Origin of the sequence: Streptomyces sp. NPDC048590 (assembly GCF_043199535.1) — a bacterium.
Taxonomy (GTDB): Bacteria; Actinomycetota; Actinomycetes; order Streptomycetales; family Streptomycetaceae; genus Streptomyces.
In genome coordinates this window covers 233,399-253,511 of sequence record NZ_JBICWC010000006.1, presented here as the reverse complement: position 1 = coordinate 253,511, position 20,113 = coordinate 233,399, and the positions used below count along the sequence as shown (strand labels likewise).

The following is a 20,113-nucleotide window of genomic DNA, read 5'->3' as shown; positions in this document are numbered from 1 at the left end:
CCATGGGTACGGACCGTGCGGCCGGCCCTCACGCGCCGTCTGCCTCCGCCCGGTCCTTCATCGTCTGCCGCCCCGCCCCGCACCGCATCTCCGCGGGGCCGGTTCACCGGCGTCCAGGCCGCCCAGCGGCAGGGTGCCTTCGGAGGCGGTGGCGCCGCGCGGCAGCTCGAACGCCGCTTCGACCCGCTTGGGTACGGGGGTCAGGCCCAGCAGCCCGCTCACCAGGATTCCGGCCATGTGGTGCCAGGCGGGGGCCCGGCGGATCATCGCGTGGTCGCTGCCCGGGATCGTCACCAGGCAGGTACGGGCACCGGCCCGCCGCGCCCTGGCGGTGAGCGACTGGGACGCCAGGGGGCTGGTCACCCGGTCCCGGGTGCTGTGCAGCAGTACGACGTCGCGGCCCGCCAGTTGCGTCACCGGGTCACCGGGCGGGCACCAGGGGGCGAGGCCCACCACCGAGCGGACCAGCGGGTGTCCGGCGGCGTGCAGGGCGGCGCGGGCACCCATGGAGTGGCCGAGCAGCACCACGGGGATGTCCCCCGCTTCCTTCCGCAGGTCGTCCAGGGCCCGCACGGTGTCGTGCAGGGGGTCCTCACGGTGTCCGTTCCAGCCGCGGTGGGTGTAGCGGATCCGCTGCACCCGCACCCCGGCGTCACCGCGCACCGCGCGGGCGACCACCCGGGCGAACGGCAGCATCCGCAGCCCGGGCAGGTTGAGGGCTCCGGGCGCCGGTGCCTCAAGACCTGTCTCGTAGCCGCCGTGGAGGATGAACACCGCTGCCGACGGTCTTCCGGCCACACGTACCTCCCGATCGGTGCGCGGGGCCCGCGCCCGCCCACTCTCCCCATATTCGGTGCCCGGGGCCTCATGGATGGGTCGAACGTGTCGATGGGCGGAAAGTGCCGTTCACTGTACGAGGCACACAACCGTCCACAACGCGACACGAGGAGCCTTCGACATGGCCTCAGGACCCCGAATCGGCACCGCCGCACCCGACTTCACCCTTCCCGGCGGCGTCCTGGCGGAGGACGGATTCACCAGGAGCGACTACACGCTCTCCGCCGCGCGGGGCAGGGCCGTCGTCCTCGCCTTCTACCCGGGGGACAACACGGCCGTCTGCACCAAGCAGCTCTGCTCGTACTCCTCGGGCATGGAGACCTTCGAGGGTCTCGACGCGGAGGTCTGGGGAATCAGTCCACAGGGTGTGGACAGCCACGAGTCCTTCGCCCGAGGTCACGGCCTGCGCATGCCGCTGCTGGCCGACACGGCGAAGGAGACCGCCCGCGCCTACGGGGTCGCCGCGCCCGGCATCGGCGTACGCCGGTCCGTCTTCCTGATCGGACCGGACGGTGTCCTGCGGTGGAAGCACGTCGCTCTGCTGGGGGCCACCTTCCAGTCGCTCGACACCCTGGCCGCGCAGCTTTCCGGCATCAACTCCGCCTGAAAACTGCCGGACTCCGGCAGTACCCACGGCGGCCGCCGTATGGGACCATGCAGCCAGTTCGACTGAACCATTTCGGGGGAATCGGTACATCGGGGGATGTGATCGCGTGACCATCTTTCTCGGTCTCGGCATTGCGGGAATCGTTCTCCTCACCCTGTCCCTGATCTTCGACGGGGTGCTCGAAGGACTCTTCGGCGACGTCCTGGGCGGCGTGCTGGACGGCTTCTTCGACGGCCTGCTCTCGCTGCCCGTCATCGCGGGCTTCCTCTCGATGCTCGGTTTCGGCGGGGCGATCGTCCTCGGCACCACCGGCGCCTCCACGCCCGTCGCCATCGCGGCGGGCGCCGGGGCGGGCCTCGTCGCGGCCTGGCTGACCTGGAAGCTCAGCAAGGCCCTGATGGCGGATCAGACCACGCCCACACCCAGGGGCGACGACCTGGTCGGCACCTCGGGTTCCGTGGTCACACCGATCCCCGCCGACGGTTACGGCGAGGTCCTGCTCCGACTGGCGGGCCAGACCGTCAAGTTCGCCGCGAAGAGCTCGGTCCCGGTCGAACGCGGCGCCGAGGTCTGGGTGGAGGCCACGCTCTCGACGACCTCGGTCACGGTCCGCCCCGTCGAGCGCTGACCGCACCCGCACCACCCGCCTTCTCCAGTGCCCGTACCGCCGAACACCGCCGTCCCGTCGGGGACGGCCAGGGGGACACGTCTCATGAGTCCAGTCTTGATCGCCGTCATCGGAACCGTCGTACTGATCGTGCTGCTCGCGCTCGTCGTGATCACCCGGTACAAGGTCGCCGGGCCCAGCCAGGCCTTCATCATCACCGGCCGCCGGGGCAAGAAGTCCGTCGACCCGGTGACCGGACGCACCAGCATCGACAACAGCGGCCAGAAGGTCGTCGTCGGCGGCGGCGTCTTCGTGGTGCCCTTCGTGCAGCAGAAGTTCACCCTCGACCTGTCCAGCCGGCACATCCCCGTCGCGGTCCGCGGCGCGGTCACCCTGCGGGGCGTGAAGTCCAACCTCGAAGGTGTCGCGATCGTCAAGGTCGGCGGCAACGAGGACGCGATCCGCGCCGCGGCACAGCGCTTCCTGCAGCAGCAGAACGGCATCGTCGGCTTCACCCAGGAGGTGCTGTCCGGAGCCCTGCGCGCCATCGTCGGCCGGATGTCCGTCGAGGACATCATCCGGGACCGCGCGGCCTTCGCCGGGCAGGTCGCCGAGGAGGCCGAGGCGAGCCTCTCCGGTCAGGGCCTCATCCTGGACGCCTTCCAGATCCAGGACATCACCACCGAGGGCTCCTACCTGGAGGACCTCGGGCGCCCCGAGGCGGCACGCGCCAAGCAGGAGGCGGACATCGCCGAGGCCATCGCGCGGCGCGCCTCCGAGCAGGCACGGCTGAAGGCGGCCGAGGAGATCGCCATCGCGGAGCGGACCTTCTATCTGAAGCAGGCGGAGATCAAGGCCGAGACCGAGGCCGCCGCGGCCAAGGCGAACGCCGCGGGTCCGCTCGCCGAGGCCGCCCGTCAGCAGGAGGTCCTCGCCGAGCAGGAGAAGGTCGCCCAGCGCCAGGCCGCCCTGACCGACCGGGAGCTCGACACCAAGGTCCGCAAGCCCGCCGACGCCGCCCGCTACCGCGCGGAGCAGGAGGCCGAGGCCCGCCGCATCGCCCAGGTCAAGGAGGCCGAGGCCGACGCGGAGCGCTCCCGACTCACGGGTCAGGGTGAGAAGCTGCACCGCTCGGCGCTCGCCGACGCCGTACGCATCGAGGGTGAGTCCGAGGCAGCCGCGATCGCCGCGAAGGGCGCCGCCGAGGCCGAGGCCATGCAGAAGAAGGCGGACGCCTTCAAGCAGTACGGCGACGCGGCCGTCCTCCAGATGCTCGTCGAGGTGCTGCCGCAGGTCGTCGCCAAGGCGTCCGAGCCGCTGAGCGCGATCGACAAGATGACCGTCATCTCGACGGACGGCGCGAGCCAGCTGTCCCGTACGGTCACCGACAACGTGGCCCAGGGTCTGGAACTCCTCAGCTCCACGACCGGCGTCGATCTCGGAGCCGTCCTCCGGAACCTCCAGGGCAAGGCGGAGGGCGCCGCGAAGCCCGTCGTGCCCGCCCCTTCGGGCAGCGAGAAGGCCGAGTCCGAGAAGATCGAGATCAAGGACTGACCGACCACGCCTCACGAGTGCCCGGCCGGCGGATCTCACCGGCCGGGCACACTCACGTCCGCCCCTTCGCCTCAGCCGGTTTCCGCCTCCGCGTGCAGGGCGGCGACCCTCTCCCGCCAGGGGGTGTGGGCGTACACGTCGACGTCATCGACCGGAGGATCGGCTACGGGCGGGTCGGTGACGGCGGGTGAGGCGGCCGGGGACTCGGCCGTACGGAGCTCCGCCTCCTCGGCAGCGATCTGCGCGGCCCGCGCCTCGGCCCAGGCTGCACGGGCGGCGTCGAGGCGGCACGGTCCGCACCGGGTCTCGTCCTCCTCGCCCGGGACGGGCCGGAAGAGGTGCTCGTCCCCGGGCGCGGCACAGGTCCGCAGCGGCGGCACGGGCGGGGCCTGGACCGGTTCCGGCACCGGCGCCGGTTCCTCGGGCATCTTCGCCATAAGCCGGTGGCGCAGGAAGCCGACCGCCGAACGCACACCCTTGCCCGGCAGGTCCCCGGTGAGCACCCTGCGCATCTCGGCGGCGGTGACACCGCGCCGCAGCCAGACCACCGCGAGCTTCACCAGCTTGCGGGCCTCAGGCACACCCAGCCGCAGCGAGCGGTGCGCGTGACGCAGTGAGAGCAACACCCGCTCCGCCTCCGCCGCTTCGGCCTCGGACGGTTCCAACCCGGTTTCCTCCGCGTGCGGTTCGGTGGGTGGGTGGGATGCGTTCTTCCCAGGTTCTTCTTCCTCGGGTTTTTGACCACCGACGTCCCGATTGCCCGGCTCACCGACCGTCGGATACCGCTCACCCGGAGACACCACCGGAGCTTCGGCCGGGATCGCGGGCTCTCCGGCTCGGGCGGCCCTCGCCTCCTCCGGAGTCAGCGGGACATTGCTCAGCAGCTGCTCGGTGGTCCAGCAGCCTCGCCCGCCCTGCTGCCGCCGCTCATGGAGATAACCGCAGGTGACCAGCAGCTTCTTGGCCTTCTGGTACGCCCGACCGGTGATCCCGAGGGCTCGCGCGTGCTCGCTGAGGGCCACGCCGCGACGGTCGTCGGGGAGCCCCTGCACATAGAGGAGAAGGATCTTCGCGTCACTGCTCAGACGCGGGGTGCGCACCAATTCGTTCGCGGCCTTCGTGTAGCCGCGCGAGGGCGCGATAGCATGCCACAGCATCTCTGGTGGGTCTCCGAACCACTGGCGGTGAAGGTCCTCGGTCGGTGCTCGTTACACCCCCGGGGACCGCGCCATATGCGCACGTACGCACACACAGCGTGATGACGCGATTACGCTACCGCAGCCGAACCCCCTCGCCCGACCTGAGCAACTACGTTCACACGTGGGAGTGATCGGGGATCATCACATGACGGGGGCATATCCCCGACGACCGGCGACGGCGACCCGGCGACGCGACGACCGACGGCAGGGGGCACCCATGGACACCCGTACCGCGACCGCCACCGCACTGGTGGTGCAGAACCAGGGCGGAGGCGGACTCGGGCGCTGGACAGCCTGGTTGACGGAGCGTGGGGTGACCCCGCACATCGTCCTCGCGCACGAGGGAGAGGCGGTCCCGGACCGGCTGGAGCACACCGCGCTCATCGTCCTCGGCGGCGCCTACCTTCCCGACGACGACGCGAACGCGCCGTGGCTGCCCGCGACGAGGAACCTCGTACGCCAGGCACTCGCCGACGGAACCCCGATGTTCGGCATCTGCCTGGGCGGCCAGATGCTCGCCCAGGTCGCCGGGGGCGAGGTACGCGGGAGCCACGGAACGCCGGAGTTCGGTTCCACCCGGCTGAGCCTGCTGCCGGAGGCCGCCTCGGATCCGGTGTTCCGCGACCTGCCGGAACACCCGCACGCCATCCAGAACCACGTGGACGCCGTCACCGCGCTCCCCGCCGGAGCCCACTGGCTGATCCGCAGCGAGCACTGCCCCTACCAAGGGTTCCGCGTCGGATCCGTCGCGTGGGGTGTGCAGTTCCACCCGGAGACCACGGCCGAGCGCATCACCGGCTGGAACCGCGACCGACTGACCCGCCACGGCGCCCCCGCCCCGGAAACCCTGCTGGCCCAGGCCCTGCGGGACGAACCGGCGGCCACTGACACCTGGCGCACCGTCGCCCACCGCTTCGCGGACGTGGTGACCGCTAGGGCTGAATACCCGGGGGCCCGAACCGGCTGAGCCCGCGTACCTCGCGCCGCGTCAGCCTGGCCGTTTCCGGGCGCGCGAAACCGAGTTTTCGCCCGGAGCTGGATCGGTTGCCCCTGGCCAACCAGCCCCGGAAGGTGAGGAGATGACCGCATCCCTCGCACACCTCAGTGATCCGCACATCACGACGGGGCCGCTCGCCGGAGCTCCGGCGGAGGGGCTGTACCGGGCCCTCGGCCGCCTCCTCACGCTCGACCGGCGGCCTGACTGCGTCGTCATCACCGGCGACCTGGTCGACCGAGGTGCACGAGACGAGTACCGGGCTCTGCGCGAGGTGATCGAGCGCTTCCCGCTCCCTCTGCACCTGGTGGCCGGGAACCACGACGACCGGGAGGAACTACTGGCCGAGTTCGCCGGTACCGGTTTCCTGGGCGAGGGGGACCGGACGCACTACGTGGTGGACCACCCGTCGTTCGCCGTCGTGGTCCTGGACTCGACCGTGCCGGGCTCCCCGGGCGGCCGTCTCGGTCCGGAGCAGCTGGAGTGGCTCGACGAGGCGCTCACCCGCAGGCCGCACACCCCGGTCTTCGTCTGCCTGCACCATCCGCCGATCGCGATCGGCGTCCCCTTCCTGGACGGGATGTGCCTGGACGACGGCGAGGACCTGGCAGCCGTACTGACCCGGCACACCGACGTCGTGCGGGTTCTCGCCGGCCATGTGCACCGCCCCGTCACCGCGGGCTTCGCCGGGACCGTCCTCGCGACGGCCTCCAGCACCCACCTCCAGAGCGGCCTCGCTCTCCAGGGAGGCGTACCCCACTACCTGCCGGAGCCCGCCTCGGCCCTGCTCCATCTCCTCAGCGGCCAGGTCTGGGTCACCCACACCGTCCCCGTGAGCCACGCAGCCGCGACGATCGGCTGCTTCTGACAGCAGCCGCCCTCTGCGTCTCCCCGCTCGTCAGCCCGCCTCGATCCCCCGCGCGGCGAGCTGGTCCTCGGCGTCGGGGAGCGTCAGCATGTCCGCGTTGTCGATCAGCCTGAGATTCGGCAGGAGCGCCAGGTCGTCGAGGGAGCGGACGTCGAAGAGGTCGTCCTCGCCGTCCCAGACCGGCGAACACTCGTAGTACACCTGATGGCCTCCGTCGAGGAGCAGTTCATCGACGCTTGCCAGCAACTCGTCGCTTATCTCCAGCTGTTCGAAGTAGGTGCGGGACTCTTCGAGCACGGAGAAGGCCAGGTCGTTGTCGTACACGTACGTCACCGTGTCGGCGATCCCCCGGTCCCGCATCCGCTCGTCGATGCTGAACGCCGGGGTCAGCGTCTCGTCCTCGTACATGAGCTTCTCGATCACGAGCAGCTTGAAGTTGAAGTCCTTGAACTGAGCCATGCCGTATGGATACCACCCGGCACCGACGGTCCGTACCCCTCCCGGGAGGTTCAGGCAGGAGCCGACCGCCCGACCACCAGCCCGGCGAACCACTGTGGTCGGAGCACTAGCGTCTGTCGGCGCGCTTCCGTGCGGCGATCACGGTGGCGGCCGTGCCCGCCGTTCCGTACAGCGTGTACAGCAGCCCCTGGCCCAGGAGATCGCCGCGCTTCACCTTCTGGGCGTACTCGAGCTGGTTGTACGTGGCCGTGCCGGTCGAATCGCCGCCGTTGACGTTGTAGTCGAGCGCGCAGGTATAGCCCTGCCGCATGGGGCCGGGGTGGTCCTCACCATCCTCGCCCAGCTGGAGCCCCGGGCAGTCCGGGACGCCGTGGGCCGCCCCGGCCCTCAGCAGGGTGATCACCCCCCACGCCAGCGGGACCAGGAAAAATGTGATGAACACTCCGCGCAACCTCACAGCGGCACCCTAGTGCCGCAAGCTTCTCGGCAAACCTTTCCGGTCACGGCACCAACGGCATCATGCGACGTCCGGCCCCCTGGCGGCCCTCGTCCCGACGCGGGACGCCCACCGGCCGGAAACAGTGGGCCGTTAGGGTAATGAGTGGCTAAAGAAATGATCAAAAGCGTGCCCCGCCACCGCGCGCCCCTCGGGAGGACGTCATGGGAACCCACCGCACATCGCTGCCAGGAGTCGGCGTCCAGTACGACTACACCACCGAGTCGGGGCAGCACATCTCCGTGGTCGTCCACCACGACGGGCGCCGGTTCCTGGGCTTCTACGAACACGACGACCCAGATTCGTGCGTGCTCTCCGTGCCGCTGACGACCGCCGAGGCCACCGGGCTCGCGCACCTCATCGACGCGGCGCCGATCGACGCCGTACGCACCGAGGGCATCGACCTGGTCACCGAGCACATCCCGCTCGGGACCCGCTCCCCGTACGGCGGCCGGCTGCTCGGGGACACCCGGGCCCGGACGAGGACCGGGGCGTCGATCGTGGCGGTCCTGCGGACACACAGCGCGCATCCGTCGCCGGGGCCGGACTTCCGGCTGGCCATCGGGGACACGCTCGTCGTCGTCGGTACGCGTGAGGGCGTCGACACGCTCTCCGAGATCATCGCGGAGGGCTGATCGTGCACGACACGACCGCACTGCTCGTGGAGCTGGGCTCCGTCATCCTGGGACTCGGCATCATCGGAAGGTTCGCCGGGCGGATCGGGCTCTCGCCCATCCCGCTCTACCTCCTCGCCGGCCTCGCGTTCGGTGACGGCGGCCTGCTGCCGCTCGGCGCCAGCGAGGAGTTCACCGCCATCGGGGCGGAGATAGGTGTCATCCTGCTGCTGCTCCTGCTCGGGCTGGAGTACAGCGCCTCGGAACTCGTCACCAGTCTCAAAACGCAGTACCCGTCCGGGGCCGTCGACTTCGTACTCAACGCGACGCCCGGGGCGGCGGCCGGGCTGATGCTCGGCTGGGGCCCGGTGGGTGCCGTCGCCCTGGCCGGGGTCACCTGGATCTCGTCGTCCGGCGTGATCGCCAAGGTGATGACCGACATGGGACGGCTCGGCAACCGTGAGACGCCCGTGATCCTCGGGGTCCTCGTCATCGAGGACCTCTCCATGGCCGTCTACCTGCCGCTGCTCACCGCGATGCTCGCCGGTGTCGGTCTCGCCGGGGGCAGCATCGCGCTGCTGATCGCGCTCGGCACCGTCGGGCTGGTGCTGTACCTCGCGCTGCGCCACGGGCGCCTGATCAGCCGGGCGGTGTCCTCCGACAACCCGGAGATGCTGCTGCTCGTCGTCCTCGGACTCACCGTCCTGGTGGCCGGGGTCGCCCAGCAGCTCCAGGTGTCGGCGGCGGTCGGCGCGTTCCTCGTGGGCATCGCCCTGTCGGGCGAGGTCGCCGAGGGCGCGCGCAAGCTGCTCACACCGCTGCGGGACCTGTTCGCGGCCGTCTTCTTCGTCTTCTTCGGGCTGTCCACCGACCCGGCCGAGATCCCGCCCGTGCTGATCCCGGCGGCACTCCTCGCGATCGTCACGGTCTTCACGAAGATCGGCACCGGCTGGTACGCGGCGCGGCGGGCCGGGATCGGCCCCCGGGGACGGTGGAGGGCAGGTGGCACGCTCGTCGCGCGCGGGGAGTTCTCGATCGTTATCGCCGGTCTAGCCGTAGCGACGGAGCCGAGGATCGGTCCCATCGCGACGGCGTACGTGCTGATCCTCGTCATCGCCGGACCGCTCACCGCCCGGTGGACGGAGCCGGTGGCCACGAAGCTGCAGGCATCTCTCGCCGGGAGGCGGAAAAAGCCCGCCCCGGTAGCGGAGCGCCCCGCTCCGATGCCGTCGCACGACGACCTCACGCCGGAGCACGCCGGGCGCGACGCGGACTGACGGAACCTCCGGGGAGGGCAGGGAGCGCGGAGCGGTCGTACCGGCTACGCCTGCCGCCGCCTCACCTGGCCCAGATGTGCAGGGCGTTCTCGGCGGCGGACACCGTGTACCAGGTGCCATCGCCGAGCCCGCTCGGCAGGCCGGTCACCTCGAAGGGGTAGGCGATCCGGTCGACCGGTCGCATACGGGAGGCCTCGACGAGCCAGTGCCGGCCCTCCCCGAACTCCTCGTCGCTCTCGACCGTCCCGGCCACGACGGTGTCCTCGTCGACGAAGCCGCCCTCGTAGTCGAAGAACGCCTCCGCCTCGCAGTCCTCGGCCTCGGCCTCCGACGCCGGGTGCGCAGGCAGGGCGTCCGCGGCCAGGTCCGCCTCGACCGTGCCATCGGCGACGCGGTGGACGGCCAAAGTGTCCTGGTCGTGGGTGACGGTGAGGAGCCGGCCGCCCGTAGGACTCACGGCCAGCAGGACGAGGTCCTGGCCCCCGAAGTCGTCGACGGCCAGGGTGCGGCCGTCCCATCGCCCCCAGCGCAACGGCGCACCGTCCTGCCCTTCCCCGACGGTCAGGCCCATCAGCGCGGGGTCCGGATGCGGCACATGGCCGGAGCCCGCAGCCGCCGTGTGCGTCGCGGTCCGGGCCAGCACCGTGCCGTCCCCGGAGTCGAGGACCAGCCACTCGTCGGCGCCGCGGCCCCGGTCGTCGTCCAGGGAGCCGCGGACGTGGGCCCAGACCAGCCGCCCGTCCGAGGAGAACCCCGCCGAGCCGCTGCCGGTGTACCGGTGGTCACGTTCACCTCCGTACTCGGCGAAGTCCTGGTGCCCCGCGCAGCCCGCCCAGCAGCGGTGCCGCACCTCCCAGCGCGTCCTCCCCTCCCGGTCCACAGCCCGCAGCGCGTGGAGCCCGGCGAAGACGACGAGATCACCGCCGGGCGCCACCGCGTGGTGCCCGTACCGGCCGGGCCACGGGGCGGGAAACCGGACCTCCTCGGCCTCGGCCGCGTCAAGGGCCCGCACGACCAGCTCCGTGTCACCGCGCTGTACGAGCAGCCGCCTCCCCGCTCCCCCCTGCACCCGCGGCGCGTCAGGCGCTCCGGAGAACTCCAGAGGGGCGGCGATCGTGGTCACGAGTCCGGCTTGCTGCGGCACAAGGGCTCCAGGGGAGGGGCGAGTTCCTGCCGGGACCTTATGGCAGGCCTCCGACAGCCCGGCCCGGCGGCCTGCCGCTCGCACGCGCCCAGGTCGGCCGCTCGTGCCCCGGCCCGCCCACCCGCTCAGAGCTCGTTCGCCGGCCAGTCCAGCAGCTGGGCCCCGATCACCGCCGTCTGCAAGGTGTACCGGTGCGCGGGATCGGCCGGGTCGGAGCCGGTCAGCTGGTGGATCCGCTCCAGCCGGTACGTCAGCGCCCGCACGCTCAGCGAAAGCCGGCGGGCCGTCTCCGCGGCGACGCAGCCCGCGTCGAAGTACACCGACAGGGTCCGCAGCAGGGGTTCCGCGCCGCCGCGTGCCTGCCGCAGCGGGCCCAGCTCGCTGCGCACCAGGTCGGCCATCGCCTGCCGGTCCCTGGTCAGCACCGGGTAGACCAGCAGATCCGCCGCGTAGAGGACCGGGTCGTCGAGCGACATCCGGCGCGCCAGGTCGAGGGCGTCGAGCGCCTCGTCGTACGAGTGGACCACCCCGCCGGGCCCGCGATGCGGGCGGCCCACCGCGACCTGGCCGCCGTCGGTCGCGGCGTGGGCCTGCTTGGCGAAGTACCGCAGGACGTCCGGCTGACTGCCGGGGGCTATGCAGACCAGTCGGCCGTCCTTCGTCGTCAGCAGGATCTTCCGGCCGTCGAAGCGCGCGAGCAGGGCCGCCTCCACGCTGCGGGCGACCCGGTCGGACTCCGTGTACGCCTCGGGCCCCGCCGCCACGGCCACGGCATGCGCCCGGGAGAGCCGCAGCCCGAAGCGGGTGGCACGCTCCGCCAGTCTGCCGAGGTCGCTGCGCCCGTACAGCAGGTCGTCGATGAACTCCCGCCTCGCCGCCTCCTCGCGCCGCACCGTCAGGCGCTGCGCCCGCTCGAAGCCCTCCGCGAAGGCGTCCACGGCCTGTTCGACGGCGCCCAGCACCGCGTCCGCGCTGCCGGCTTCGGCGGCCTGGGCCGGCCAGGACGCCCGGGTCTCCGTGAGGTGGCGGTGCACCAGTGCCCGCAGCTGATGGCCCGCCTCCGCGGCCTCGCGCCCCAGTGTCCGGCGCGCCTCCAGCTCCTCCCGGGTGAGCCGCCGGCCGGTCCGGGCGACCTCGGACAGGATGTGGGCATAGCCCTCCAGGAACCTCTCCGGTATCTCAGGTCCCACCGTGCGCTCCTCCGTACGTCAACAGCTCTGCCACCTTCCCAACGCGTACCGGCGGATGCCGGTGCCCGGAAGGCAGGGTCCGCGAACCCTGCCGGATTCCGGCAGTGCGCCGACGCCGCCCGGACTGTCAGGATCGGTCCTGCAACACACGGGGGAATCACGGGGGTTGCGGGGGAACACGGGGGAAGGAACCGGTCGTCGCGGCACCGCTGAAGGTGCCGCGGCTCCGGTGCCCCCGCCGTCACCCGCGGACGCCCTGCCTCCCGGACCGTACAGCGTGTCCCGAACAGGGGGGTGGAACGGATGACCGAATTCCTTTCCGCGGCCGCCACGTTCCCGGCCGTCGTCCTCGGCGCCGCCCTGGTGGTCGTCATCGGCTTCTGGACGCTCGTGCTGGCAGGCGCCGCCGGACCCGACTCGTTCGACGCCGACCTCGACTCCGAGGCGGTCGGTTTCGGTGGGGTGCCGGTCTCCGTATCGGTCTCGCTCTTCATCGTCGTCGCCTGGTTCTCCGGCCTGACCGGCTCGGTCCTGGTCCTCCGCAGCGGAGTCACGGGCACCGCTCGGGCCTCCCTGCACCTGGCCGTCCTGGCCGGTGCGCTCCTGATCGCCTGGGGGGTGGTCCGCATGCTCGTACGCCGCTTCCGCCGGTACTTCCCCGCGGAACCTCCACCGTCCCGGGAGGACTTCGTCGGCGAGGTCTGCACGATCCGCACCGGATCCGTCACTGCCGACTTCGGGCAGGCGGAGGTCGCGGCGGCGGACGGTTCGACCGCCATCGTGCAGGTGCGCCGGCAGCCCGGCCCGTCCGCACCGGGTGAGGTCCTCGGCTCCGGCAGTACGGGGCTGCTCTTCGCCTACGACGCCGAGGGCGAGTTCTTCTGGGTCGCGCCCTACGACGCGGCACTCGCCCCGCGCCCACTGCCCCGCGCACCGGGCTGAGCCGCACCCCGCTCCGTCACCGGATCACTTCCGGGCCCGAGCCGGGCCCGTGGTTCCGCATGCCCCGCGTGCGGTGCCCGCCCCATCCACGTACGCCCCACCAGCCGTCAAGGACCGCCATGGACGCAATCTCCTGGGGCATCGGCGTGCTCGTCGCCGTTGTCCTGCTCATCACCATCGCCCTGGCCTTCGTCGTCACCCGGCTCTTCCGCAAGGTCGAGCAGGGGAAGGCACTGATCATCTCCAAGACCAAGAAGGTCGACGTCACCTTCACCGGTGCCGTGGTCCTCCCGGTGCTGCACAAGGCCGAGACGATGGACATCTCGGTGAAGACCATCGAGATCCGGCGCACCGGACGCGAGGGCCTGATCTGTCAGGACAACATCCGCGCCGACATCCACATCACCTTCTTCGTCCGGGTCAACAAGACCGTCGAGGACGTCATCAAGGTGGCGCAGGCCATCGGCACGGACCGGGCCAGCGACAAGGTGGCCATCCAGGACTTCTTCGCCGCGAAGTTCTCCGAGGCGCTCAAGACGGTGGGCAAGCAGCTCGACTTCGTCGACCTCTACACCAAGCGCGAGGAGTTCCGGGACCGGATCATCCGAGTCATCGGGACAGATCTGAACGGCTACCACCTGGACGACGCCGCGATCGACTTCCTGGAGCAGACGCCGATGGCGCAGCTCGACGGGGCCAACATCCTGGACGCCCAGGGCATCCGGAAGATCACCGAGCTGACGGCGATCGAGCACGTGCGGACCAACGAGTTCCAGCGCACCGAGCAGAAGGAGATCACCCGTCAGGACGTCGACGCCCGGGAGACGATCCTGGAGCTGGAGCGCCGGCAGTCCGAGGCCGAGATCAAGCAGCGCCGCGAGATCGAGACGCTGCGGGCCCGCGAGGAGGCGGCCACCGCCCGGGTGCAGGAGGAGGAGCGGCTCGGTTCGCAGAGCGCGTTCATCCGCACCGAGGAGCAGCTCGGCATCCAGCGGGAGAACCAGGCCCGCGAGGTCGCCGTCGCGCAGAAGAACCGCGAGCGGGTCATCGCCGTGGAGAACGAGCGCATCGAGAAGGACCGGCTGCTGGAGGTCATCGGGCGGGAGCGCGAGACCGAGCTGAACCGGATCGCCGCGACGAAGGAGGTCGAGGCCGAGCGCCGTGAGGTGGCCGACGTGATCCGGGAGCGGATCGCCGTGGACCGTACGGTCGCCGAACAGGAGGAGTCGATCCGGACGCTGCGGGCCGTCGAGGAGTCGGAGCGCACCCGCAGGTCCGTGATCATCGCGGCGGAGGCGGAGGCCCAGGAGAAGCTGGTCAAGGACATCAAGGCGGCCGAGGCGGCGGAGGCCGCGGCGGTCCACCTGGCGGCCGAGCAGCTGACCCTCGCGGAGGCCCGGCTGAAGTCGGCCGACCTCGATGCCCAGGCCAAGCTGCGGCTCGCCGAGGGTGTCCAGGCGGAGACCGCCGCCGCGGGTCTCGCGGACGTCCAGGTCCGGGAGGCGGAGGCCGAGGTCACCGAGAAGGCCGGCCGCGCGGAGGCCCAGGCCACCGAGGCCAGGCTGCGGGCGGAGGCGGAGGGCGCGCGCCTCAAGGCGCTGGCGGTCGCCGAGGGCACCCGGGCCCAGGCCGAGGCGGACGCGGCGATGATCGGCGAGAAGCTGAAGGCCGAGGCCGCGGGGCTGACCGAGAAGGCCGCGGCGATGGCCGCGCTGGACGACGCCTCGCGCGGGCACGAGGAGTACCGACTGCGGCTCGACGCCGAGAAGGAGATCCGGCTCGCGGAGTTCGACGTCCGCCGGCAGGTCGCCGAGGCCCAGGCGACGGTACTGGCGACGGGTCTTGAGAACGCGGACATCGACATCGTGGGCGGCGACTCCGTCTTCTTCGACCGCCTGGTCTCCTCGGTCTCGCTCGGCCGGAGCGTCGACGGTTTCGTGGAGAACTCGCGGACCGCACAGACCCTCGCCGGTCCCTGGCTCGACGGCAGCGGCTCCTTCACGGACGACCTGACCCGGGTGCTGGGCTCCTTCTCCACGGGGGACGTACGAAACCTGACCGTGTCCGCCCTGCTCACCCAGCTGATGCGGTCACCGGGGGCGGCCTCGGGACAGGTGAAGCAGCTGCTCGCCGCGGCGGAGGAGCTGGGGCTCGCCGGGATGACCGTGTCGTCCCTGGCGGGAGCAGGCACGGGAGCAGGTGCGGGAGCCGGTACGGGGGCGGGTTCCGGCGCGCCTTCGGCGAACGGGACGGCTCCGCACAACGGAACGGCCCTCGTCTGAGGGCGGTCCGGCAACGCGATCAGGACACACGGGGGACCGGCCGGACACGGGGTGCCGGCCGGTCCCGGCAGCAGAACGTCATCCCGGCACGTCATCCCGTAGGGAGCCTTGCGCATGGACAGCGACCCCACCCCCACCGAGCCCGACGCCGGCGCCTACGAGGTGCTCGGCCGTCGGCTCCGGGAGCAGGCCGGCGAGCTCGTCCGGCGGGCCGAGGCTCTCAACGCGCGGCGGACCGAGGAGTTCGGCTCCGCCGGACTCCGGCTGCTCTCCACCGGACAGGTGGCCACCGAGGCCGCATCGGTGGCCCGCGACCTCGTGGACGTCGGCGGACAGCTGCTGTTCGGCTTCGAGCGAGGGCCCGGGGCGCGCGGGGAGGCAGGCGTCGGCGACGTGCTCGTCCTGCGTGGATCCGGGCCGGACCACACCGTCCCGGAGTCGGGGGATCCGGAGGGATCGGGGCTCCTGGAGGACGAGGCGTTCGTCAGGGAGTTCACGGCCCTGCACCGCTACTACCGCGACGCGCGGCTGCTCCGGCTGCGCCGGGCCGGGGGCCGCCTGCTCGCGGTGTTCCGCACGGGTGAGACCGCCGAGGACATCCGGGTCCTGCGCTGGTCCCTGGGCCCGGACGGAAACCCCGGGGCGTTCCTGGACGCGCGCGGCGAACGCGACCACGTCTTCCCGCCCTCGCACGACTTCGAGTGGACCCCCGTGGGCCGGGAGGCCCACGTCCCCGGCCGGCACCCGTACGTCTCCGTGCTGGACACCGTCTTCGTCGACACCGTCGGCGGCACCCTCACCATCCGGACCGTGCCGGACACCGGGACCCCCGACGGGATCTACGAGGAGCCCGTCGACGAGCCGCTCCAGTCGCTGGCGGACGCCTCCGTCGAGTACGCCGCCACCGGCCCGCTGATCCTGCTCCGGGTGCGCCCGTACAAGGAGGACGCCTGGCGCCACCTGGTCTTCAACACCCTGCTGTCCGAGGTGCGGCGCCTCGACGGGATCGGCCCCTCCTGCCACCGGCTCCCCGAGGACCAGGGGATCATCTTCCCGGGCGGCTACCACCTCACCACCGGTGCCACCAGGACCTTCGACACCGCGCAGGAGCTCGACGACCCGGTCTTCGAGGGCGCGGTCCGCTCCCCGAACGGCGAGGACGTGCTGTACGTCTTCCGGTCCAGGGACGGCGGCCGCGCCCTGCTCCTGCCCTACAACGTGATCCGCCAGGAGGTCGCCACTCCCCTGACGGCCCGGGGCCACGCCCTCCTCGACGACGGAACGCTGATCCTGCTCAAGGGCGGCGAGGACGGTCCCGGCCGTATCCACCCGGTGCAGCGCTGGGAGACGCCGTACGTCTCCGACACGCACGCCGCCGCCCGGCCCGCCGGGACGGGTCCGCTCGCCCGGACAGGCAACGCCGACCTGGTGCGCGGGATCTCCGACTGCCTGGCCCTGGCGCACGGGGTCCGTGACATGGCCCCGACCGCCGCCGTGTACCGCAGGCTCGCAGCGGACTGTGCCCGGGCAGGCGACCGCTACCACTGGCTCTCCGACCCCGAACTCGGCGCGCTCGCCGAACCGTTGGACGAGCTGAGGGCCACCGCGCACCGGATCGTCGACGAGTTCGACACCGTCCAGGAGCTGACCGGGCAGGCCACCGCCGCGCTCGACGAGGCGGCCGCGGAACTCACCGCACTCGTGCGCCGCATCCGGGGCGAGGCCCCCCGCTCGGCCGCCGTCTGGGTCGGCCGCCTCACCGAACTGCGCCGGGCCCACGGCCGGCTGACGACCCTCGCCGAGATGCGGTACGCGGACACCGCGCGCGTCTCCGCACTCTCCGAGGAGACCGCACGCGACCTGGACTCGGCGGCCCGGCGCGCGGTCACCTTCCTCTCCGGTGCGGACGCCTTCGCCGCGTACCACGAGGACCTCGCACGACTCACCGGGGAGGCCGCCGGTCTGAAGACCGTGGCCGACGCCGCGGCGGCCGTCGGACGGCTCACGGAGATCACGGACGGCCTCGGGGCCGTCACGGAGGTCGTGTCCTCCCTGGACATGGGCGACACGACCGTCCGCACCTCGGTCGTGGAGCGGATCGCCGAGGTCCTGGGCGGCGCCAACCGCACCCGGGCGGTCCTCGACGCCCGGCGGAGGGAACTGGTCTCCCAGGAGGGACAGGCGGAGTTCGCCGCCGAGTTCGCCCTGCTGGGGCAGGCGGTCACCGGGGCCCTGGGTTCCGTGGACTCCCCCGAGGCCTGCGACGAGCAGCTGGCCGGGGTGCTGCTCCGCCTGGAGAACCTGGAGTCGCGCTTCGCGGAGTCCGACGACTTCCTCGCCCGGCTCACCGAGCGCCGCGCGGAGGTGTACGAGGCGTTCTCCGGCCGCAAGCAGACCCTCCAGGACACCCGCGCCCGGCGCGCCGAGCGCCTCGCCCAGTCCGCGGCCCGGGTCCTGGAGACGGTCTCCCGGCGGCTGGCCACGCTGGAGGACCTGGACGCCGTACACACCTACTTCGCCTCGGACCCCATGGTCGCCAAGGTCCGCCGCACCGCCGACGAACTGCGCGAGCTCGGCGACCCGGTGCGCGCCGAGGAGCTCGACGGCCGGCTGAAGGCGGCCCGGCAGGAGGCCGGGCGCGCCCTGCGGGACCGGGGCGAGCTCTACTCGGACGGCGGGGCGGTGATCCGGCTCGGCCGCCACCGCTTCGCGGTGAACGACAAGCCCTTCGACCTCACCCTGGTCCCCTCCGGGGACGGCGTGGCCTTCGCGCTCACCGGCACGGACTACCGCGCCCCGGTCACCGACCCGGAGTTCGAGGCGGCCCGCGCCCACCGGAACCGGTCGCTGCCCTCCGAATCCCCGGAGGTCTACCGCGCGGAACACCTGGCGGCCCGGCTGCTGGCCGAGCACGGCGCGGACGCCCTCGCCGGGGCCGACCTCCCCTCGCTCGTACGGGAGGCCGCGGCAGCGGCGTACGACGAGGGGTACCAGCGGGGCGTCCACGACGAGGACGCCCTCGCCGTCCTGACCGTGCTGCTGCGGCTGCACGCGGGGGCGGGCCTGCTCCGGTACGCATCCCCGGCCAGGGCGGCCGCGCAGTTCTTCTGGGCCCACGGGACGGACGAGGCGCTGCGCGCCTCATGGACCCTTCAGGCCCGCTCGCTGTCCCGGGCCCGGGACACCTTCGGGCTCGCACCGGCGATCACCACGCTCCAGGGCGAGTGGGCGACGGTGATGGAGGGCGGGCAGGCCGCCGCCGAGTACCTCTTCGAGGAGCTGGCCCACTCGCCCGCCGGGTTCGTCACGAGCGCCGGGGCCCGCTCCCTCCTCGCCGCGTTCCGCGCGACCGCCGACGCAGCGGCGTACGACGAGGACCTGGCCGCCCTCGCCGCCGACCTCCCCGCCCGCCGCAGGCTGGTGGAGGCCTGGCTCTCCGCGTACACGGCGGCGGACGGCCGGGAGACGGACGAAGGAGACCTCGCCGAGGCGGTGGCCGTGGAGCTCTGTCCGGAGCTGGAGCGTTACGACGCCGACGCCGACGCACCGCTGACCGCGACCGCCGAAGGGCTGCTCGGTGACCACCCCCGCGTGGTCCAGGGGTGTCTGACGATCCGGCTGGACGAATTCCTGTCCCGCACCGACGAGTTCCGCGCTCACGGCGTGCCGGGCTTCCGCGCGTACCAGCGGCTGCGCACCCGGCTGGTCGACGCCGAGCGCGCCCGGCTGCGGCTGGACGACCACCGGCCGCGCACCATGCCCGCGTTCGTCCGCAGCCGGCTGCTGGACGAGGTGTACCTCCCGCTCATCGGCGACAGCCTGGCCAAGCAGCTGGGCACCGCCGACGCGGACCGGCGCACCGACTCGCAGGGCCTGCTGCTGCTCGTGTCGCCGCCGGGCTACGGCAAGACGACGCTGATGGAGTACGTCGCGGAGCGGCTCGGCATGGTCCTCGTCAAGGTCAGCGGACCGAACCTCGGCCACGAGGTGACCTCGCTCGACCCCGCCCTGGCGCCCGGGGCGACGGCCCGCCAGGAGGTCGAGAAGATCAACTTCGCCTTCGAGTCGGGCTCCAACACGCTGCTCTACCTCGACGACATCCAGCACACCTCGCCCGAGCTGCTCCAGAAGTTCATCCCGCTCTGCGACGCCACCCGCCGCGTCGAAGGGGTGCGGGACGGGCAGCCGCGCAGCTACGACCTGCGGGGCAAGCGGTTCGCGGTGGTCATGGCGGGCAACCCGTACACCGAGTCCGGCGCCCGCTTCCGGATTCCCGACATGCTCGCCAACCGTGCCGACGTCCGCAATCTCGGCGAGGTGCTCAGCGGGCGGGACGAGGTCTTCGCACTGAGCTTCGTCGAGAACGCCCTGACCGCCAACCCGGTGCTGGCCCCGCTCGCCGGGCGCTCCAGGGCCGACCTCGACCTGCTCGTACGGATGGCCTCCGGCTCGGACCCGGCGGCCCGCGCGGAGCGGCTGGAGCACGGCTACGCCCCGGCCGAACTCGACCGGATCGTCGCCGTCCTGCGCCATCTGCTCACCGCCCGGGACACGGTCCTCGCGGTGAACGCCGCGTACATCGCCTCGGCCGCGCAGTCCGGCGCCACCCGCACCGAGCCGCCCTTCCGGCTCCAGGGCTCGTACCGCGACATGAACAAGATCGCGGAACGGATCGTGCCGGTCATGAACGACGCCGAACTCGCCGCCGTCGTCACCGACCACTACACGGCCGAGGCCCAGACGCTCACCACCGGCGCCGAATCCAACCTGCTGAAGCTGGCCTCCCTGCGGGGGACACTCACCCCGGAGCAGGCCGAGCGATGGGCGGCGATCGTCTCCGGCCACACCCGCTCGCTGGCCCTCGGAGGCCCGGACGGCGACCCCGCCACCCGTACGGTCGGGGCGCTGGGGCTGCTCGCCGACCGGATCGCGGCCGTCGAGAGCGCCATCGAGCGCGCCTCGGACCCCCGCCGCCTGCTCGTCGCCCCTCCGCCCCGCACCCAGGCGGTGATCCGGGAGGCCTGACACCCCGGACGCCCCGTC

Annotated in this window: 16 protein-coding genes; 10 read left to right on the top strand and 6 right to left on the bottom strand. The window is 72.2% G+C overall.

What is annotated here, in order from left to right; genetic code table 11:
• Window positions 1-57 precede the first annotated feature (57 nt).
• Window positions 58-798, bottom strand: a complete 741-nt coding sequence (locus ACGFNN_RS19580) for an alpha/beta hydrolase (RefSeq protein WP_393557387.1) — start codon at window positions 796-798, stop codon at window positions 58-60.
• A gap of 160 nt (window positions 799-958) precedes the next feature.
• Here ACGFNN_RS19580 and ACGFNN_RS19575 point away from each other — a divergent pair, with 160 nt between their 5' ends.
• The 3 genes from ACGFNN_RS19575 to ACGFNN_RS19565 all read left to right on the top strand — a co-directional run bounded on the left by ACGFNN_RS19575 (window position 959) and on the right by ACGFNN_RS19565 (window position 3,605).
• Window positions 959-1,444 (top strand): peroxiredoxin, encoded by a 486-nt coding sequence (locus ACGFNN_RS19575; RefSeq protein WP_365518678.1) that lies wholly within the window; start codon window positions 959-961, stop codon window positions 1,442-1,444.
• A 106-nt stretch (window positions 1,445-1,550) separates the two neighbouring features.
• A complete protein-coding gene (locus ACGFNN_RS19570) occupies window positions 1,551-2,072 on the top strand; it encodes a hypothetical protein (protein WP_393557385.1) in 522 nt (173 codons plus the stop codon).
• 84 nt (window positions 2,073-2,156) lie between these two features.
• Window positions 2,157-3,605 (top strand): flotillin family protein, encoded by a 1,449-nt coding sequence (locus tag ACGFNN_RS19565; protein ID WP_393557383.1) that lies wholly within the window; start codon window positions 2,157-2,159, stop codon window positions 3,603-3,605.
• A gap of 71 nt (window positions 3,606-3,676) precedes the next feature.
• Here ACGFNN_RS19565 and ACGFNN_RS19560 read toward each other — a convergent pair whose 3' ends face one another.
• A complete protein-coding gene (locus ACGFNN_RS19560) occupies window positions 3,677-4,762 on the bottom strand; it encodes a hypothetical protein (RefSeq protein WP_393557381.1) in 1,086 nt (361 codons plus the stop codon).
• Window positions 4,763-5,021: 259 nt separating this feature from the next.
• On the opposite strand from ACGFNN_RS19560, the gene ACGFNN_RS19555 reads away from it, so the two are divergent.
• Both ACGFNN_RS19555 and ACGFNN_RS19550 read left to right on the top strand, forming a co-directional pair.
• Window positions 5,022-5,771: a type 1 glutamine amidotransferase gene (locus ACGFNN_RS19555; protein WP_393557379.1), complete on the top strand. Its 750-nt coding sequence runs from the start codon at window positions 5,022-5,024 to the stop codon at window positions 5,769-5,771.
• A 112-nt stretch (window positions 5,772-5,883) separates the two neighbouring features.
• Window positions 5,884-6,666, top strand: a complete 783-nt coding sequence (locus tag ACGFNN_RS19550) for a phosphodiesterase (RefSeq protein ID WP_393557377.1) — start codon at window positions 5,884-5,886, stop codon at window positions 6,664-6,666.
• Between the two features lie 30 nt (window positions 6,667-6,696).
• Here the strand turns inward: ACGFNN_RS19550 and ACGFNN_RS19545 are convergent, their stop codons facing one another.
• Window positions 6,697-7,125 carry a DUF6892 domain-containing protein gene (locus ACGFNN_RS19545; protein ID WP_393557375.1) on the bottom strand — a complete coding sequence of 143 codons (429 nt, stop codon included), beginning with the start codon at window positions 7,123-7,125 and terminating at the stop codon, window positions 6,697-6,699.
• Between the two features lie 106 nt (window positions 7,126-7,231).
• Window positions 7,232-7,567: a hypothetical protein gene (locus tag ACGFNN_RS19540; RefSeq protein WP_393557373.1), complete on the bottom strand. Its 336-nt coding sequence runs from the start codon at window positions 7,565-7,567 to the stop codon at window positions 7,232-7,234.
• 218 nt (window positions 7,568-7,785) lie between these two features.
• Between ACGFNN_RS19540 and ACGFNN_RS19535 the strand changes: the two genes are divergently transcribed.
• Window positions 7,786-8,256: a TrkA C-terminal domain-containing protein gene (locus tag ACGFNN_RS19535; RefSeq protein ID WP_362549800.1), complete on the top strand. Its 471-nt coding sequence runs from the start codon at window positions 7,786-7,788 to the stop codon at window positions 8,254-8,256.
• A gap of 2 nt (window positions 8,257-8,258) precedes the next feature.
• Entirely contained in the window at window positions 8,259-9,512 is a 1,254-nt protein-coding gene (locus tag ACGFNN_RS19530) for a cation:proton antiporter (protein WP_393557371.1), read from the top strand.
• Window positions 9,513-9,573: 61 nt separating this feature from the next.
• Here ACGFNN_RS19530 and ACGFNN_RS19525 read toward each other — a convergent pair whose 3' ends face one another.
• Both ACGFNN_RS19525 and ACGFNN_RS19520 read right to left on the bottom strand, forming a co-directional pair.
• The gene (locus ACGFNN_RS19525; RefSeq protein WP_393557369.1) at window positions 9,574-10,656 is read right to left on the bottom strand and encodes a hypothetical protein; all 1,083 of its coding nucleotides are present in this window, start codon (window positions 10,654-10,656) and stop codon (window positions 9,574-9,576) included.
• Window positions 10,657-10,781: 125 nt separating this feature from the next.
• Complete coding sequence (locus ACGFNN_RS19520) at window positions 10,782-11,846, bottom strand: PucR family transcriptional regulator (RefSeq protein ID WP_393557367.1); 1,065 nt, start codon at window positions 11,844-11,846, stop codon at window positions 10,782-10,784.
• A gap of 303 nt (window positions 11,847-12,149) precedes the next feature.
• Between ACGFNN_RS19520 and ACGFNN_RS19515 the strand changes: the two genes are divergently transcribed.
• The 3 genes from ACGFNN_RS19515 to ACGFNN_RS19505 all read left to right on the top strand — a co-directional run bounded on the left by ACGFNN_RS19515 (window position 12,150) and on the right by ACGFNN_RS19505 (window position 20,095).
• Window positions 12,150-12,788: a hypothetical protein gene (locus ACGFNN_RS19515; protein WP_393557366.1), complete on the top strand. Its 639-nt coding sequence runs from the start codon at window positions 12,150-12,152 to the stop codon at window positions 12,786-12,788.
• Between the two features lie 119 nt (window positions 12,789-12,907).
• The gene (locus ACGFNN_RS19510; RefSeq protein ID WP_393557364.1) at window positions 12,908-15,070 is read left to right on the top strand and encodes a flotillin family protein; all 2,163 of its coding nucleotides are present in this window, start codon (window positions 12,908-12,910) and stop codon (window positions 15,068-15,070) included.
• A 114-nt stretch (window positions 15,071-15,184) separates the two neighbouring features.
• Window positions 15,185-20,095, top strand: a complete 4,911-nt coding sequence (locus ACGFNN_RS19505) for a DNA repair ATPase (protein ID WP_393557362.1) — start codon at window positions 15,185-15,187, stop codon at window positions 20,093-20,095.
• Window positions 20,096-20,113 lie beyond the last annotated feature (18 nt).